The 16,605-nt window shown below is 49.0% G+C and carries 17 protein-coding genes; 13 read left to right on the top strand and 4 right to left on the bottom strand.

Features of this window, described 5'->3' with window-relative positions; all coding sequences use genetic code 11:
• The first annotated feature begins 9 nt into the window (after window positions 1-9).
• From OEY58_04510 to OEY58_04470, 9 genes are all read left to right on the top strand, one after another.
• Window positions 10-1,833: a bifunctional alpha/beta hydrolase/class I SAM-dependent methyltransferase gene (locus OEY58_04510; protein ID MDH5324706.1), complete on the top strand. Its 1,824-nt coding sequence runs from the start codon at window positions 10-12 to the stop codon at window positions 1,831-1,833.
• Window positions 1,754-2,293 carry a DUF4440 domain-containing protein gene (locus OEY58_04505; GenBank protein ID MDH5324705.1) on the top strand — a complete coding sequence of 180 codons (540 nt, stop codon included), beginning with the start codon at window positions 1,754-1,756 and terminating at the stop codon, window positions 2,291-2,293. Before OEY58_04510 ends, OEY58_04505 begins: the two co-directional genes overlap by 80 nt.
• Window positions 2,260-2,880 carry an isoprenylcysteine carboxylmethyltransferase family protein gene (locus OEY58_04500; protein MDH5324704.1) on the top strand — a complete coding sequence of 207 codons (621 nt, stop codon included), beginning with the start codon at window positions 2,260-2,262 and terminating at the stop codon, window positions 2,878-2,880. Before OEY58_04505 ends, OEY58_04500 begins: the two co-directional genes overlap by 34 nt.
• A 37-nt stretch (window positions 2,881-2,917) precedes the next feature.
• The gene (locus OEY58_04495; GenBank protein MDH5324703.1) at window positions 2,918-3,334 is read left to right on the top strand and encodes a hypothetical protein; all 417 of its coding nucleotides are present in this window, start codon (window positions 2,918-2,920) and stop codon (window positions 3,332-3,334) included.
• Between the two features lie 164 nt (window positions 3,335-3,498).
• Window positions 3,499-5,208 (top strand): galactose oxidase early set domain-containing protein, encoded by a 1,710-nt coding sequence (locus OEY58_04490; GenBank protein MDH5324702.1) that lies wholly within the window; start codon window positions 3,499-3,501, stop codon window positions 5,206-5,208.
• Between the two features lie 231 nt (window positions 5,209-5,439).
• Window positions 5,440-5,898, top strand: a complete 459-nt coding sequence (locus OEY58_04485) for a hypothetical protein (protein ID MDH5324701.1) — start codon at window positions 5,440-5,442, stop codon at window positions 5,896-5,898.
• Between the two features lie 65 nt (window positions 5,899-5,963).
• A complete protein-coding gene (locus OEY58_04480) occupies window positions 5,964-6,272 on the top strand; it encodes a DUF3240 family protein (protein MDH5324700.1) in 309 nt (102 codons plus the stop codon).
• Window positions 6,272-7,417 (top strand): HupE/UreJ family protein, encoded by a 1,146-nt coding sequence (locus tag OEY58_04475; protein MDH5324699.1) that lies wholly within the window; start codon window positions 6,272-6,274, stop codon window positions 7,415-7,417. Before OEY58_04480 ends, OEY58_04475 begins: the two co-directional genes overlap by 1 nt.
• Window positions 7,418-7,448: 31 nt before the next feature.
• A complete protein-coding gene (locus OEY58_04470) occupies window positions 7,449-7,916 on the top strand; it encodes a DUF6488 family protein (GenBank protein ID MDH5324698.1) in 468 nt (155 codons plus the stop codon).
• A gap of 93 nt (window positions 7,917-8,009) precedes the next feature.
• Here the strand turns inward: OEY58_04470 and OEY58_04465 are convergent, their stop codons facing one another.
• The 3 genes from OEY58_04465 to OEY58_04455 form a co-directional block, all read right to left on the bottom strand.
• Window positions 8,010-8,774 (bottom strand): anti-sigma factor, encoded by a 765-nt coding sequence (locus OEY58_04465; protein MDH5324697.1) that lies wholly within the window; start codon window positions 8,772-8,774, stop codon window positions 8,010-8,012.
• Window positions 8,771-9,307 (bottom strand): RNA polymerase sigma factor, encoded by a 537-nt coding sequence (locus OEY58_04460; protein ID MDH5324696.1) that lies wholly within the window; start codon window positions 9,305-9,307, stop codon window positions 8,771-8,773. The genes OEY58_04465 and OEY58_04460 overlap by 4 nt, the downstream gene beginning before the upstream one ends.
• 111 nt (window positions 9,308-9,418) lie before the next feature.
• Window positions 9,419-9,847 carry a CoA-binding protein gene (locus OEY58_04455; GenBank protein ID MDH5324695.1) on the bottom strand — a complete coding sequence of 143 codons (429 nt, stop codon included), beginning with the start codon at window positions 9,845-9,847 and terminating at the stop codon, window positions 9,419-9,421.
• A gap of 340 nt (window positions 9,848-10,187) precedes the next feature.
• On the opposite strand from OEY58_04455, the gene OEY58_04450 reads away from it, so the two are divergent.
• From OEY58_04450 to OEY58_04435, 4 genes are all read left to right on the top strand, one after another.
• Window positions 10,188-12,713 (top strand): hypothetical protein, encoded by a 2,526-nt coding sequence (locus OEY58_04450; GenBank protein ID MDH5324694.1) that lies wholly within the window; start codon window positions 10,188-10,190, stop codon window positions 12,711-12,713.
• Window positions 12,714-13,026: 313 nt separating this feature from the next.
• A complete protein-coding gene (locus tag OEY58_04445; protein MDH5324693.1) occupies window positions 13,027-13,410 on the top strand; it encodes a hypothetical protein in 384 nt (127 codons plus the stop codon).
• Window positions 13,411-13,645: 235 nt separating this feature from the next.
• Window positions 13,646-14,596 carry a paraslipin gene (locus OEY58_04440; protein ID MDH5324692.1) on the top strand — a complete coding sequence of 317 codons (951 nt, stop codon included), beginning with the start codon at window positions 13,646-13,648 and terminating at the stop codon, window positions 14,594-14,596.
• Window positions 14,593-15,072: an NfeD family protein gene (locus tag OEY58_04435; GenBank protein MDH5324691.1), complete on the top strand. Its 480-nt coding sequence runs from the start codon at window positions 14,593-14,595 to the stop codon at window positions 15,070-15,072. The genes OEY58_04440 and OEY58_04435 overlap by 4 nt, the downstream gene beginning before the upstream one ends.
• Window positions 15,073-15,127: 55 nt before the next feature.
• On the opposite strand, the gene OEY58_04430 is transcribed toward OEY58_04435, so the two are convergent.
• On the bottom strand, window positions 15,128-16,180 hold the full coding sequence (locus OEY58_04430; protein ID MDH5324690.1) for an LbtU family siderophore porin: 1,053 nt from the start codon (window positions 16,178-16,180) through the stop codon (window positions 15,128-15,130).
• Between the last annotated feature and the right edge of the window lie 425 nt (window positions 16,181-16,605).

The raw sequence follows: 16,605 nt of genomic DNA, 5'->3' as shown, positions 1-16,605 counted from the left end.
ATATCACGTATGTCACGCTGGCAAACATCCACCTTTCACAGCTTTGACGGTTTAAAACTGTTTTACAGGTTTAAAACACCTGAAGGCCCCGGTACCAATGCCTTACTTTTTCTGCACCGCGGCCACGAGCATTCCGGTCGTATTGTGGATTTTGCTGATCGTGTCAGCGACAACAACTACTGGTGTTTTGCCTTTGACTTACGCGGTCACGGTCGCTCCCAAGGTCGACGTGCCTGGGCGGAAAACTTTGATGTGTGGGTAAAAGATCTCAACAGTTTTGCAGGCCATATTCGTCAAACCTATGGAATCCAAGTGCGCGATACGGTTTTGGTAGCCAATAGCGTGGGCTCGGTGATGGCGGTGCGTTGGATTCTTAACTATGGCGCTAACGTCAAGGGTTGTATTCTGGGCGCTCCGGCGTTTTCCATTAAACTGTACATTCCCTTCGCACTACCCTTTCTGCGCGTATTTAAGCGGTTTTCGCCACACCTGTTTGTCAGCAGTTACGTACGCTCCGGCCTGCTGACCCGTGATCGTGCAGAAGCAAAAGCGTATGACGATGACCCTTTGATTACCCGGCAAATCGGCGTCAATGTGTTAGTCGGTTTATTCGATGCCGCAAACAACTGTTTTCAACGTCTACAGGATTTTGAAGTACCGGTTCTACTGTTTACCGCAGAAAAGGACTATATAGTTGACAATCGTAAACACAGTACGTTCCTTCACGGTATCAGCAGCCGCATTAAAAAACAGGTTATACTGAAAAATTTCCGCCATGCCGTATTTCACGAAAAAGAACAACACATTCTGACTCAGGCAACGCAGAAATTTCTTGATCTGCTGTACCAACAAGATGGAAAACAACTACCCGCCGTCATGCCTCAAGCCAAAGACCACACGGTGCGCGAGTATGAACAACTGCAATCAAAGCCAACACGGATAAAACATGTCTATTACACTCTCTACCGGCAATTGTTTCACCGTTTAGGCCCACTCAGCCATGGTATACGCACAGGCTTACAAAGCGGTTTTGACTCCGGCTTATGTTTGGACTATGTCTACCGCAATCAAGCCGGCGGTGCTTATTTGCTTGGCCCGTTGCTGGACCGCATCTATTTAAACGCCATAGGTTGGCGAGGCATACGCCTGCGTAAAGCACATCTACAGCAAACCTTGTTAAACCTCAGCGAAATGATGCACAGCCGGGGCAAAACCCCGACCATTTTGGATGTAGCATCCGGCGTAGGACGTTATTTGTTTGAAGTGCAAAAACAGCAAAACTTTACTATCTATTTACACTTAAACGACCTGGATCAAAACTGCATAGCGCAAGCGCAACAACTGCAACAAGAGATGCAAGCAGAACACGTCAGCTATTCCAACTCCGATGTGTTCACGCTGTTTCAACAGGAAACCTTTTCGCCCAGACCCAATGTAATTGTAATCTCAGGTTTGTTTGAATTATATGAAAACAATCATCAGATCCATAATGTCATTCGCAGACTTTACACATTGTTGGATGAGGGAGGCTATTTGGTCTACACCGGACAACCCTGGCATCCACAGATAGAAATGATCGGCCGGGTATTGAACAACCGCCACGGACAAGCCTGGACCATGCGCCGCCGCATTCAGTCAGAAATGGATCAATTGGTGGAATCGGCCGGATTTGAAAAACTCAGTACAGAATCGGAATATTTTGGCATTTTCACTGTATCCTGTGCTGTAAAACCCACGAAGACCAGGAGTCCCTATGGACCTACAGGAAGCGCAGAAAACAGATCTGAACGAATCCGAACGCGAGAAACTGCGAGCCATACAGGTCGTATTTGAACAAGCGGTGGCAAGCAACAATATAGAAGCGTTGCGTCCCCATACGGACCCGGAGTTTTCCTATGTCTCTTTCACTGATCGCAGCTTTGCCGATTTTGACGCATTCAGCAAACAATGGGACTTGACCCGCAAGGAAATGGTGGGTAATGGCAGCTTTACCACGCAGTTGAACCCGCAACCGTCCCTGTTTCTGGGAGACATTGCCGTGTGTACCGGTAACTCGGAAAATACCATGGTGGACAAGCGCGGCCAATCCTTTACGTTCAGTTCCCACTGGACCGTGGTCATGAAAAAAAGCGCTGGGGATTGGAAAGTGCTCCGAGCCCACAACAGCCTGGACCCTTTTTCCAACCCCATGCTGGTACACGCGGTCAAATCCAAAGTCCTGCAAACCGGCGCATTGGCCTTTATTGTGGGTGGTGCTTTATGTTCACTGCTGAGCTATTTAGTGCTGGGCTAGACCAAGCGGCACGTCTCACCGCAACACTGCTGGTGAGCACAGTCTTTGCCGGCATGAGCCTGGTTTACACTCGTAAAAGAGCTCGGCGGCACTATGCCCAAACACGCCTCGCCGCGCCGTCACTTAAGGGTTTCGGAATCATTAGTAAATCGCTGTTCGTCGGCAGCATGGTTTTGACTTTACTGAGCCTCTGGCTGGACGCACCATGGCTGCTCAAACTACACGATAGCAGCTTCATGCAATTGTGGGGCAGCATGATGGTCTTCATGGGTTTTCTGGGTTTACAAAAAACGTTTCGCCAACTGGGACAAAACTACTCCCCCTCCTTTGACGCTTACATACCCGCTACTTTGCTGACCCAAGGCATGTACCATCTCGTTCGCCACCCGGTTTATTTGTTTAACCTGTTTGTCAGTTTCGGCCTGGCTCTGGCGTCCGGCTCGGTATTGGTTTTGCTGTGCGCACTGACCGGTTTGGTTTTTGTATTGCGAATTATTGCCATTGAAGAGCAGTATTTAAAACTGCATTTCCCGGAATACGAACACTATGCAAAACGCACAGATCGATTGCTGCCCTATTGCTATTGAATTGATATTAAGGAAATCATACTAAGGAGCTAATACTATGACTGATCTTATTTGCCCTTTCAGTGCGCCGCAGATCAAAAAGGATTACGACTGCTGCCATGCTGAGGAGATCGTCCGCCGCGGCGGCTCCGAATACGCCTGCCAGGATACCGCAGCCCATACTCGTTGCCTGGAACTGTATGGAAAACTCAAACAAGCCTGTTTATCCGCTATGAACCTGGAAGACGATTTACTCAGCGTGCCCCACAACACCTGGGTGAAGATTCAATACGGCAGCCTGTTGGCCATACACAATCTGCTTAACAGTTCACAAGAAAAGCACGCATCCATAGAAAACATTGCAGCACTGATGGATCAATTGGCTAGCAAGTTCTCCCAATTGGATGAACTGCCCTTTGAGACTATTCAAGAAACCGTGATGCAATACAAAACCAAGCGGCGTAGTGGTCGTTGATACAAGTTTTTGTTTAATACTGCTTCATAATTTTCCGAATAATAGTATTTTAACCGCCACAATTCATAAACCTTTTCAAAATGGCCACCATTTAGTGTCTTTTGTAAGCGTATACAGCGATCAATAGCGCTTCCAATTACAAATATTAAGCAAGGAGGTTTATTATGCGGCCTGGTCTCGGTCTTGTCTTTACAACTTCTCTGTTCCTGTCTTCGTCGCTGCCGGCCGAGGGCTTTTCAACGTTAATACAGTTGAAGCACAGTCAGCAACCTGACCTAGGCTTGTCGCCCGTGCACGGCACGCTGTTGCCCGATGGGCGTATCATGTTTTTTGGCAGTGCTCAACGTGATGGAAATACGGTAACGACCGACGGTCCTTTTGAGGCCGTATTATCTGTTCCACCCAATCTTGCCCCGTTCCCCGACACAGTCCACCTAGACTTGGAAAACGCCCCCTTGGAATGTAGCGAACCCGGCGCTTGTGTATTCAGCGACAACCAGGGCAACAGTGCCTTTGTCTTCGATATGCTATTTTGTTCCGGACACACCCTGCTGGATGATGGCAGGCTTTTCACCCTTTCCGGTACTCGGTTCAGCGCCTACCTGGGCGCAGACGGTCAAACAGCTACCGAAATGTCAGGACTGAATTACAATATGACGTTCACTGCTGCAACCAACAGCTGGAACCGAGTTCCCGGTTATTTGTTATCTAAAGGGTCGGGACCAAAATTCGGCGGTGGAAGGTGGTATGGAACCAGCACTCGGCTGCATGACGGCCGCATTTTATTGACCGGAGGATATGACGTCGTCCAAAAACAATACAATAATACGCCCGTTCCCATCCCTGAGGCGGTGGAGTTGAATATCAGCACAGAGATTTACAACCCCGCCAATGGGGAGCGCGAACTCATCTCCGCGGTGGGCGCAACGCCACAAGCCATATTTAACCCCGATTACGCACATGTGTTCCAATTGCCATGGAGCGCTGAAACCGGTCAAGACATTGTGATTTTTGGCGAAGCGGCCACTCCGGTTTTGATGCAGGCCAATACTGCACTGGGGGGAAACTTTGCCGAATTTAACTTACCTCGTCCCGGCCCGGCAAACGGAGGCAATGGTGCTTCGACACTCATGCTGCCTTTACGGCTCGATCCAACCGCATCGGGCTATCAAACAGGTGCCATCATGATGGTCGGAGGTGGCAGGGATAGCCAGTTGGCATCTGCCGATGTCTTTGACTTTGGCGGCGGCGGTTGGACGCACCGCGTCGCGCTGGATAGCGAACGCCACCACCCCTCCACCACCATTTTGCCGGATGGAAAAATCTTTGTTGTGGGCGGACATCCAAAAGCCAACACTCAAAAACCTCAAAACGCCTTGCTTATCGATCCGCAACAGAACTTTTCAGTGGTGTCCTCAGGACAAATGGCCACGCCCCGAGGCTACCATACGGTTTCCCTGCTGCTTCCGGATGGTCGGGTACTGGTGGCGGGAGGACGAAGCGGAGGGGCGACCGGCATCAACGATGAACAACCCACGATGGAAATCTATTCTCCGCCCTACCTTGACTCACCCACTCGCCCTGTGATCGACTACGCACCCGATGTCATTAAAAATCAACAAGCTTTCCCACTGCTTTACCATGGCACAAGCAATATAAGCGAAATCGTATTAATCGGGCTGGGTTCTATGACACACTCCTTTGATCAAAATACTCGCAGTATCCAAGTTTACGCCTACAATACAACGCCTGGTGTCGTTTGGGGCTACAATTTTTTCGACAATCGCGCCACACCGCCGGGTATGTATATGCTGTTTGTACTCGATGAAAATAGAATTCCATCGGTAGCGAAAATCGTTCAGGTGACACGGTGAAACGTGTAGGACTAGTTAATTTCCAGCTTTAGTTCTTATTTGCTGAACTAGTCCATCGCATTGCTTGCTTCTGCGTGGGCACAAAAACGTGCCCACATTAGACCACTCCTTGCAGTTGTGCAGATATTCGCAGCGCCGTATTGTAATAGCGAATTATAATTCCATAAAACAATAACTTATAAAAACACCCTACTCATTGCCTTTAGCCAAGCATGTGTCTAAACTATCGCCATGCAATGGTCTGGTAAAAACACCTCTTTCTCCCTGTATTTTTGGGTGTTCTATGTATGCCTGGCCCTGGTGTGTGCTCGGGAGACCACCTTGCATTTACATCAATTGGGTCATGCCCATGAGCATTCGCAAGTTCATATTCATGAGGACAATATTGACCCAGTCCTTAGTGATGATTCCGTTAACCATACCCATGTCAGTAATGCGCATTTATCCTCGGACGATTCCCACGATTCACACCATGATCAAGTGATGTCCGAGAGTGATGTGAGTCCGAATGGGGTGGTTTCCAAGGAGAATCCCAAGGCACCATTGCTGGCATTGATACTTGTGTTGATCTTGCTGTTACAAATACCCAGCAAGTCCCGACAAGCGCGCTTCGTTACCGGAAAACAGCGGCGTTGTTGGCGCCCCCATTTCACCCCCCCCTCCAGAGCTCCCCCCGTTACCCTGCAGTAACTCGAAATTGAAACAGTTAGGGCGCAGCAGCGCCGTTCTAGATTATTGCAATACAGGAGGAGTATATGAAATTACTCACAATTATTGTGCACACTCAAGTGCAGCAAGATTTGACTGCATTGTTGCGGTCTATGGAAATGGTATCGGGCTTTAGTTTCAGCGCGGTGGAAGGGCATGGTATGGAAATTGAAAAAGAATCCTATTTGGCCGCCAAGGACGATGCGGTGGGCCATGTACCCAGAGTACGGGTTGATATTTTATTGCAGGATGAGCATGTGGATTCGGTTTTATCACACATACGCGACCAGGATGCCGGTGTGGGGCAAGGCGTTTTTTGGGTGACTCCTGTGGAACAGGGAGGGCATTTGCTGTGATGAAGTATTTTCAAATCCACCAGTTTCCCAAACGCGACAATACGCTTATGTTTTTCTGGTTTGTCGCCGCCATTTTACTCTTGTTCAGCAGTGCGGCTTTTGCGCACGGTATGTCTGAAGAAGAAAAACAGGCCGTTATCGCCGGCGGTAATTTGCGCTATATGTGGCTGGGTGCCACGCATATGCTCTCCGGCTATGACCATCTGGCTTTTGTGTTTGGGATTATCTTTTTTCTAACCACATTTCGTGACATCGCCAAGTATGTCACTGCCTTTACGGTTGGCCACAGCATCACCCTGATCTTTGCTACCTTTAACGCCATCCAGCTCAATTATTTTCTGATTGACGCCATCATCGGCTTGAGTGTCAGCTATATTGCTTTTGCCAACCTGGACGGCTTTCGTAAATATTTTAACGTCAATCCGCCCAATATGATGTTTATGATCGTCACCCTGGGGCTCATTCACGGCTTTGGCCTGTCCACCCGTTTGCAGGAACTGCCCTTGAGTGAAGACCAGCTCTTGCTAAATATTATTTCCTTTAATGTGGGCATAGAATTGGGACAGATCAGTGCCCTGGCAATAATGCTATTATTGATCGCCGCCTGGCGCAAAAGCCACTTTTTCCAGACTTTCAGCAGCATAACGAATACAAGTTTGGTTGTGGTAGGAGCCTATTTGTTTTTGATGCAAATGCACGGCTATGAACACGCTACTAATGAAGAACTGCGTGGAGGTGCAGCCGTTGCAGCGACAGTGGAACCGGTAGATCAAAACCAGCTTACATGGAGCGACACTATCGAAGTGCTGATACCGGCGCGAGGCGACAAGGAGTACAAGCTGTACCTAACCCAAGGAGCCACATTTAGCTATGCCTGGCAAACCGACGGTAAAGATTTGTTTTTTGATTTTCACGGGGAACCGGCTGCGGATAGTACGGGTTCATTCCAGAGTTTCCAGAAAAATACTTTAAACAAATCCACAGGAACACTCACTGCGAGTTTCGAAGGCACCCATGGATGGTATTGGAAAAATAACAGCAACAAAGCCGTCACCGTGACTTTAAAGGTCAGTGGCGATTACGCCCGCTTGGACGCGGATAAAGCTGGAGCGGATGCTGAAACTTATGTACACGACAGTCTTTAATTTTTTTTAAGTTTTAAATAGGAGACATAAAATGAAAAAGCTAATTACCATCAGCTTATTTTTAATCGGCCTAGTGTCCATGCCGGTCATGGCCGGTGGCAACCATAGCCACAGTCACGACAATGATGGACACGGCCATGATGATAAAAGCCAAGGACACAATGGCAGTGGACACGGCCATGATAACGATAAGGGCGGCCACAGCCACGGCGACAGCGGTCACGATGACGGCCACGGGCATGCCCATGGCCCTGTGAGTCAAGATCAAGCGGAAAAAGCCGCTTTTTCCCAAATCAAGCGGCTGGTAAAGAAAGGAAAAATAGACGCCAGTTGGAACCAGGCTAAACTCGCTAAGGCGGAGAAAAGAAAGTTCGGTAAAAAACTGGAGTGGGTAATCAGTTTTAACAACGATAAAATCAAAGACTCCGGTAAAAAAACCCTATATGTTTTTCTGAGCCTGAGCGGGGAATATGTGGCTGCGAACTATAGCGGCAAGTAAGTTTTGAGCATTTCGGGGCAGCTCTGTGGGTGCTGCCCCGATTGGCTTGGCGGATTACGATGGTGAGCAGGATGGTATTTACATTAACCGGGTTCATGGTTCCCATTGACGGTAAATGAGATTAGCCACTTGCAATAGATGCTCCCGTGTCAGCTCACCGGACAAAGCATACCCCAGGTTTCCGTCGATCCAGTAAAATGTACTGATACCCTGATCTTGCGCAAACCGAAACGAAGTATCCACTACGGCTTCAGTTTTGACGCGCACGTACAGGGTTAAACGTCTGCCCAGATTATTTTCGTACATAAACTGAGCTGCCGGGTCAGTACCTGCGGGCAACAAGCGTCCCCCAACCAAATTAAAGCCCAATGATGTAAGGTCAGCGGCATGCACCGTTACGCCCAGGCGCTTGGACAGCCATTTAATCAAATGGGCTTCCTGTTCCGCTGCCACCTCCACCGGATGTACTACTTCCGGTATATATGTAGCGTGGGCTACCATAGCAGGACGGACCAAATTGACTTGCAAACCTTCCTCTGACAACAAATCCCCATGCCATAACCACCCCACGACCAAACCAATAAGCAACCAAGTAACGGACGCAGCAATAAGTAAGGGTTTTTGGCCTACACCGGGATTGAAATCCAGTTCCATACTGCTGGGAATGGGCTGCACCAGCTGTTCGCGGTGGCGCAACTGCAGTAGTTGGTTTAACTGCCGCAATTGCTGCAAACGAATTTTCTCTTGCGGGTTATCCTCCAGCCAACGCACCACTTGTGCTTGCCGCTCTGAATCCAGTTGCCCATCCAGAAACGCATGCAGATCCTCCTCGGAAACGGGTCTTAATTGCTCACTCATTTGACCCTCCTCAGATTGTTTGGCTTGTTATCAAACATCATAGCCCGCAGCTGTTCCCGGGCACGACTTAATCGTGACATCACCGTACCTACGGGAACTTGAAGAATATGTGCCACATCCACGTATTTCAACTCCTCCATACACACCAGGTGAATCACCTCCCGCTGCTCGGGAGCCAAACCGTCCAAGGCCCGTTCCAAATCGTCCATCATAGGCGCGATCTCAGGATTAGCACCGCTGCTGACCGCGCTCAGGACTGCACTATATTCATCACTGGAAACAAAGGTCGGGCCGTTAACATCACGTTTTATGCGATCCACATGCATATTGTGCATAATGGAAAACAACCAGGCTCGCATATTGGAACCCGGTTGCCATTGATGCATTTTTTCCACAGCACGCGACAGGCAGTCTTGTACCAGATCGTCAGCCGATTCCGGATGGCGGTTTAAAGAACGAGCATAGGCCCGCAAATGGGGGATACACTCCACCAGCAGTAGCTGTTGCTCCGATGTTAACGATGTCCTGAACAAAAACGCCCCCTTCCGGTTAAACTGTGCCACATCAGGCCGCGTCCATGTCCAATAAACGGCTGCCAACCGTTTTTATTCCATCGAAATACTTTCTTCAACAAAACCAACCGCCTACCGGGTGGTCAATCCCAACAGATTGACACTATCCCTGTAGATGCAGCGATCCATCACCACCGTAATGCCTGCGGCTTGAGCCCGTTGCGCCTCGATCTCGTTAACCACCCCATCCTGCAACCACAGGACCGGAACCCCGCGCTTGATACAGGCATCGACAATGGGTGCAATGGAGTCCGGATGACGAAAAACATCCACGATATGAATTTCGCCCGGTACCTGCATCAAATCGGCATAGGCTTTTTCGCCCAACACATGATCCACAGCCGGTCTCACGGGAACGATTTCATAGCCGAATTGCTGCAGTGCTTTTGCGACCGTATGACTGGGGCGGGAAGTCTTGGGAGACAAACCCACTATAGCGATACGCTGGGCCTGTCGCAGCAGTGTTTTAATGTCTTCGGTCGTCGGATTGGTGAAACTCATAAGATAGACCCCCAAATCAGCATCCAAAACCGGATGTAGAAGCGCATGATAAAATATGTACCATAGAATTACACGAGGAGTTGATTTTTCGGCGCCCAATTGATTTACGTCAAGCCTGTATACACTAGGCTCTAATTTGTTTCTAATCAATAAGATAGTCACTGTACCCAGTTGCCCGTACCCAATGTCACAGAAGCCCTTTGCTATACTCATACTAAGAGTAAGTTTATAGAAACGTTGCACGATATTGGTAATAACACATGGAGTGCGGCAGGAAACTTGTTTCACTCTCCAATAACAGAAGTGATATCGGCACATGCAGTTCCATGGAGGTTGTGCCATGAAAATTAATCCCATTTCCACCCCTCTGACATTTTCAAGCAAGCTGCTTCAACGGATCGGTTTCACCGTAATTGTACTACTGGGCCTGTTCACCATCCTGGCCACCGGTGGCAATGGCGATGACCCACCTAAACCGGGTGTTCTGCAATTGAGTGTTACCGCCTTTAGCGTCAGTGAAAGCTCTGCAGATTTACTCATCAGCGTCACTCGTACCTCGGGTGATGATGGCAGCGTCAGTGTGGACTTTGCCACTGAAGACGGAACAGCTGTCGCTGCATCCGATTACACCGCCAACAGCGGCACCTTAAGCTGGGGCGATTCAGACTCGGTGACTAAAACGTTTAGCATTGCCATTACTGATGACACCGCCGTGGAACTGACCGAATCTTTTTCTGTGGTTCTGAGCAATGTCTCCGGCGCAACCCTGGGAGCCGGTTCCAGTGCTGTAGTTACGGTCAACGATAATGACTCTATCAGCATAATTGGTACAGTAAAGGCTCCAAACGGTGTAATCGCGATTACGGAACCAAACCTAATGGAGCGCCTAACGGACAGGCTTCTAACCTTACTTTGGGGAAAACCGGTGACTGCCGCCATCGCCGATCTGGTCTCACCTGTACCCAGTGCCACGGTAAGCGTATTTGAAGTGAACGCCAATGGTGATTTGGTCAATCCCAACCCCATCACAACATCCACCACCGATGGCAACGGTAGCTATGCACTGGCCGCACCGTTAGACGCTCCCGCAGTAAAATATATTGTGCGGGCATTAGGTGGCGCGGGACATTTGGACAGCCGTATCCATTCAAGCACAGTGGATGTGGACCCCGTTAGCGATGCTGCCAGTCGTCTAATTACTGATGTCACGGCGGACCTCAGCGTTATAAGTAACAATGAGGTTGTTCTGATTCATGAGCTGGTTGCGGAAAGGCTACCTGATATCCAAAGCGCAGGGGCCACAACCTTACAGCTGACAGATCGCTTGGTTCAGGAATCCAATAATCACATTGGCACAAACAACCAAATTAGTTCTATGGCGGCCGCGGGTACGATTTGCGGAAACATCAGCAACAGCGGTGCCGCACCCTTGTCCAATATCAAAATCAAAGTGCGAGACTATCTCGACCGAACCATGCGTGCCCAAACCTACAGCCAGAACGATGGCAATTACTGCGTCAACGTCCCCTTTGGCAGCTATATTGTCGGAGCCGTCAATACAAGCGATGACAGCAATGACCCTTCCCGTTCGGCCAGCGAGTGGTATAGCGCCGGTGGAGTCGCCTATAACCCTATTGACGCGGAAGTGGTCAATGTAAACAGTTCGACCACGGTATCGGGCATTAATCTCCAACTGGAAAACGGCGCTCGTATTGCCGGCACAGTAACGGCAGCAGACACCAATGCGGCACTGGAGGGCGTTCAAATTAGGATTCGAGATTTCGACAACCGCTATGTCGTCGCTGTCGGACGCAGTGAAACCAACGGCCAATTCAGTTTCAATGTCATTGCAGGACGATACCTCTTGGAAGCACAAAACCAAACCATTAAGGCATACGCCTCTGAGACCTACGCCGGTATTGACGGCAGCAATAATCGCAATATTGGTATACCGGTAACATTAGCGACGGGGGATGAGATCAGCATCGACTTTACCCTGGAACCGGGATATCTACTCAGCGGCAATGTGTCGGAAAATGGCACACCACAAACAAATACACGGGTAGTAATAGATATCAACGGCTCCGCCGCCAACCGCATCAGAACAAACAATTTGGGTGATTACTCACTTTGGTTGCTTCCGGACATTTATGATGTATATGCCTACGGCCAACAAAATCCAGCAACAGATTTGAGCACCTCAGGTCAAGTTGTCAATTTCAATACCGCAGTCACTCGCATCAACGGCAGCTTGCGCAACGCAACAGGGACTGTCACACCCCGATACGTGGAAATCCGGATTATGGACGCCGTCGGTACGCTTATTGACAGTGAAATCTCTTGGGCCAATGGCAGTTTCACTGCACACAGCAATCAGACCGGCGACCATCTGATTCTGTTCCGAATCTTACACACGTCCGATATTGCCGGAACCGTCTATAACGGTCACACTCGCCTTTTGAGTGGAGACCCGGTTACCATCACGAGCGTGGGTTCCCACCAAAGCCTCGGCACCATCAACCTGCCGGACGGTGTCACCCTAAACGGTCATGTTTATGCAGAAAGTTCCGATAGCGTCAGTCTCAGCGGCATAGCCAACTTTCGAGTTCAATTGCGAGACGACGATGACTTAAGCACTACAGGAACGGGTAATACGCTGGATGATCGTTTCCAGCAAACCCGCACTCGCGGTGACGGCTCCTATCGAATCACGGTTCCGGCTACTGCAGCGGTGGGCACCTATGATCGCATCAAGATGAGAGATGCCACTCTCAATGGTAACTGTGATGGCATAACCTTATCGCCTCTACTGAGCAACATACTGAACTACTATAATGGCGACAATGTTTGTGAACTCAATCCCTGAAGGACATCCGTCACAACAGCGCTTATCGTACCGGTGGTGAAAACCACCGGTAGGAGATAAAGCAGGTTATTACAGCGGAAGTTGCAAAATCCGCCTTTCGCGTGGCGGTTTAGCTTTACCAGCCCGCCCTACAATCGGAGCGCATTTCAATGGAGGAACTATGCATTAACATTCGCTCATGTGGCACACTACTGCGTCGCCACGGTTCCTTAGTCGTAAATAGGCACGTTCGGTTGTTATTGGCAACAGTGAACAGTTGTGTAACAATTCTCGATCCACGGACCCGTGGAGAAAAATAATAGGGAGAAAAACAATGAATGCAATCACCAGGGCCTGCACAGCCGGTCTTTTGGGCCTGTTATTATCCTTTAGCGTTTCCGCTGATGACAATGAATGGGGCTCTTCCAATTTAAAACTTGAGGTAGACACCACTATGTATGGCGGTGATCCGGGCAAGGTTAAAAAGGCGATTTTTTTATCTTTTCTTAATCGTGGCTGGATAGTTGATGAGGTAAGCACCAGCCGTTTTGTGGGACACTTCGCTGAACGTGAAAATACGAAAGCCCAATTTATTCTGAACGGTAACAAAGTGACCATTACCACGGTTAAGGGTGCCGATGAACCCAGAGAGTCATGGCTGGGCAATCTAAGAAAAGACTTTTTGGTTTATCTGGTCCAGCAAGTCGACTACAAATAAGGTTCCTGATCGGCTCGATGAATTGTATTAAATTTGAACCTGATGAATAGCTCTAAAACCCCATCCCGGCTCAATGCGATGGGGTTTTTTCTTCCTTCCTATCACATTCCGTAGCAACTGAACAAAATTGATTGGCGGATGTCTTACGGAAAAGCGGGTGATTCAAGCCCCAAGCGTTTAAATTTCGTAAAAAGCGCATATAATTATTTCAACAAATTAAAAGAAGGACAAAAAAATGGTTGATATTCTGGATATTGTTTTCAGTTTTTGGGTAGGACTCGCCATCCTGCTGATTATCCTGGTTAAATCCTCAATCAAATTTGTACCCCAAAACATGGCTTATGTAGTGGAACGCTTTGGTAAGTACAACAAATCCATGGAAGCAGGTCTGAACTTCATTGTACCGTTTATCGATAAAGTAGCCTACGACCGCACCTTGAAGGAACAAGCGCTGGATGTTCCCAGCCAAGCCGCTATAACCAAGGACAATATCCAACTGGTGGTGGACGGTGTTTTGTACATCAAGGTTTTGGATCCTTATAGAGCCTCTTATGGCGTAGACAACTACCGCTACGCCGTCACCCAATTGGCCCAGACCACCATGCGTTCGGAAATCGGTAAAATCGATCTGGACAAAACCTTTGAAGAACGCGAGAGCCTCAACACCAATATTGTCAGCGCCATCAATGAAGCCTCCGCACCCTGGGGCGTACAGGTCCTGCGTTATGAGATCAAAGATATCGAACCACCCCGCTCTGTACTGGAAGCGATGGAACGACAAATGAAAGCGGAACGGGAAAAACGTGCCGTCATACTGGAATCAGAAGGTGAACGCCAGTCATCCATCAACCGCGCCGAGGGCGACAAACGAGCCCGAGTACTGGCTGCGGAGGCAGACAAAGCCGAACAAATTCTTAAGGCCGAGGGTGAGGCCCAAGCCATCATTGCGGTTGCGGACGCCAAAGCCAAGGCTCTGGAAGTGGTAGGTAATGTAGCAAAAACCGAAGAAGGCCAAAAAGCCATTCAATTGGATCTGGCGGGTCGGGCCATTGACGCTAAAGAGGCTATCGCCAGAGAGTCATCCGTGGTGCTGTTGCCGGACAATAATACCGGTGCTGCCAGTATCGTAACGGAAGCCATGACCATTATTAACCGCCTCAACCAAAGCGGCGGAACGACACAATGATAGAGTACATTCAAGCACACCAAGCCGGTTTTTGGATTGCGCTGGGATTTTTACTACTGGCAGTGGAAGTACTCATCACCGGCTTCAGCACTATTGTTTTATTGTTCGCCGGCCTGGGTGCGGTCGCCACCGGCTTGTTGATAATGGCAGGAATATTACCTCAAACCTGGCTGGCAGGGATTGCAACCTTCGGTATCAGTACAGGAGTACTATCCGCGCTTTTGTGGGGGCCGATGAAACGCTTTCAAGACAAGTCGGAACCGCAAAACAAACAAAGCAGTGATTTTGTGGGGCTGGAATTTGTGTGCAACAGCGACATCAGCCTGACCCAGCCGGGCAGCCATAAATACTCCGGCATTACCTGGAAAGTGGAAATAGACACCGACACTGGATTGGATCAGATCGCCAACGGCACACCCGTGGTGGTATCCGAGGTGAACGTGGGTCTGTTCAAAGTTAAACCCAAAATTGTTTAACCAAGAGATCAGCGTGTCCGTAACGGACACGCTGACAACTTAATTTGGAATGCCTTTAGAACTCAACCGCCATTTGTACCGTAATCATACTGTCGCTGTTGCCGCTGCCCACAAACGCCCCGCCGGCTAACAACTCACCATCTACAGATGACGAGTACTGTTGGGTTTGCATATATTCCACAGATACGGTCGTTCTGTCCGCCGGTGAAAAGGAGTAAGCAAACAGAAAACGATATTCGGGCAGTCCCAAAGCAAGAGCTTGCGCCGTATGTTGATAGCCGGCCGCCACCGTATCGTCACCCAGTTTGTAGCCCACTTCCACACCCATGGCCGACGGTGTGGCTCCCCCGCCGTTGTGAGCTATCTCCAACGGATCAAATTTGTCCATCGCCGTAACGTATTCTCCAAAGACACTCAGATCCCCCATTTCCAAACGTCCGTGGACAGCATAGCCTGCCACATAACTGGTGAGTGTTGTACCACCGGCAAAATCCAAGGCATCCTGCAAACCGTCCGAATCGGCAAAAGAGGAGATATAGTCAAACCCCACGCCGTAATTCATGCTTTCCGATTCTGAACTGTAAGATACACTGGCACCGTATTGCGACAAGGTATCCTCACCCGATGTGTCTATACTGTCGCCGTTAAATACATAAAAAGACGCGCTCAGTGGCCCCATATCCGTTGAAAACAAAAAGGCCGCTTCACGAGTTTCCGCCAACTCCAAGGTCAGAGGATCGGAAACCATATGACTTTCAAAGGCCCCAAAGGGCACATATTGACGGCCGCCTAGGACATCCACCATATCGGTTTTCATGGTAATAGTGCCGGTGTCAACTTCCCAGGTATCCGGATCCTCGTGCAACATGACCACTTGCGCCGACACATTCTCGTTAATTTGGGTTTCGATGCCGATTTCTACTGTCGCCAAGGCCACACCGCTCACATCCACAGTGTCTTCAGTGCCCATATTGGCTTCCACTTCCACTACCCCACTGATGGACATGGTTCGGGTCCAATCCCGGTTTTCAGCGGCTTCCGCCCCCAAAGCCAACCCCCCCAAAATGGAACCCAAAACCAGTTTACTTCCAACAGAATTACGATTCATATTATGATCTCCTCGGAGTCTTCATTTTCCGGTACGCAAGCCCGGATTCTACTTATTATGTTTTCATCCTTTTGCGGATTCATAAATCCATTTACTTCTGATAAAAGGATGCTACTGATTTCTTTCTGAATGTAAAGATATATCCATAAATGGGTTAGCATTTTCCTTTCTTAATTGTTACAACTCAGTAACACACCATCCAATTTGTACAATATTTGATCTCACTTTGAATAATTTCAAATTAAGCACGCCGAATACGTATTGTCTAAAATTTCATACTGGTGTAGTTTTGGCTCGGTCGATGGTTGACTAATGGACCACCGAGATTCGCCTCATAAACCATGTGAATTGCAGGAGATCTTTAAGACCGTCAAACGCATAGACGCTATAGGGATGCTCGTTTACATCTTAAGACCTGGAGTTTT

Source organism: Gammaproteobacteria bacterium, assembly GCA_029882975.1.
Taxonomy (GTDB): Bacteria; Pseudomonadota; Gammaproteobacteria; order SZUA-152; family SZUA-152; genus JAJDNG01.
The sequence above is the reverse complement of the archived record's forward strand: the minus strand, read 5'-3'. Positions and strand labels throughout refer to the sequence as shown.

Excerpts from the sequence above, each read along its gene's own strand:
- OEY58_04475 (MDH5324699.1), top strand. The coding sequence starts at position 6,272 with ATGAAGTATTTTCAAATCCACCAGTTTCCCAAACGCGACAATACGCTT.
- OEY58_04450 (MDH5324694.1), top strand. The coding sequence starts at position 10,188 with ATGAAAATTAATCCCATTTCCACCCCTCTGACATTTTCAAGCAAGCTG.
- OEY58_04440 (MDH5324692.1), top strand. The coding sequence starts at position 13,646 with ATGGTTGATATTCTGGATATTGTTTTCAGTTTTTGGGTAGGACTCGCC.
- OEY58_04480 (MDH5324700.1), top strand. The coding sequence starts at position 5,964 with ATGAAATTACTCACAATTATTGTGCACACTCAAGTGCAGCAAGATTTG.
- OEY58_04500 (MDH5324704.1), top strand. The coding sequence starts at position 2,260 with ATGTTCACTGCTGAGCTATTTAGTGCTGGGCTAGACCAAGCGGCACGT.
- OEY58_04495 (MDH5324703.1), top strand. The coding sequence starts at position 2,918 with ATGACTGATCTTATTTGCCCTTTCAGTGCGCCGCAGATCAAAAAGGAT.
- OEY58_04505 (MDH5324705.1), top strand. The coding sequence starts at position 1,754 with ATGGACCTACAGGAAGCGCAGAAAACAGATCTGAACGAATCCGAACGC.
- OEY58_04470 (MDH5324698.1), top strand. The coding sequence starts at position 7,449 with ATGAAAAAGCTAATTACCATCAGCTTATTTTTAATCGGCCTAGTGTCC.
- OEY58_04430 (MDH5324690.1), bottom strand. The coding sequence starts at position 16,180 with ATGAATCGTAATTCTGTTGGAAGTAAACTGGTTTTGGGTTCCATTTTG.
- OEY58_04455 (MDH5324695.1), bottom strand. The coding sequence starts at position 9,847 with ATGAGTTTCACCAATCCGACGACCGAAGACATTAAAACACTGCTGCGA.
- OEY58_04435 (MDH5324691.1), top strand. The coding sequence starts at position 14,593 with ATGATAGAGTACATTCAAGCACACCAAGCCGGTTTTTGGATTGCGCTG.
- OEY58_04445 (MDH5324693.1), top strand. The coding sequence starts at position 13,027 with ATGAATGCAATCACCAGGGCCTGCACAGCCGGTCTTTTGGGCCTGTTA.
- OEY58_04510 (MDH5324706.1), top strand. The coding sequence starts at position 10 with ATGTCACGCTGGCAAACATCCACCTTTCACAGCTTTGACGGTTTAAAA.
- OEY58_04485 (MDH5324701.1), top strand. The coding sequence starts at position 5,440 with ATGCAATGGTCTGGTAAAAACACCTCTTTCTCCCTGTATTTTTGGGTG.
- OEY58_04465 (MDH5324697.1), bottom strand. The coding sequence starts at position 8,774 with ATGAGTGAGCAATTAAGACCCGTTTCCGAGGAGGATCTGCATGCGTTT.
- OEY58_04490 (MDH5324702.1), top strand. The coding sequence starts at position 3,499 with ATGCGGCCTGGTCTCGGTCTTGTCTTTACAACTTCTCTGTTCCTGTCT.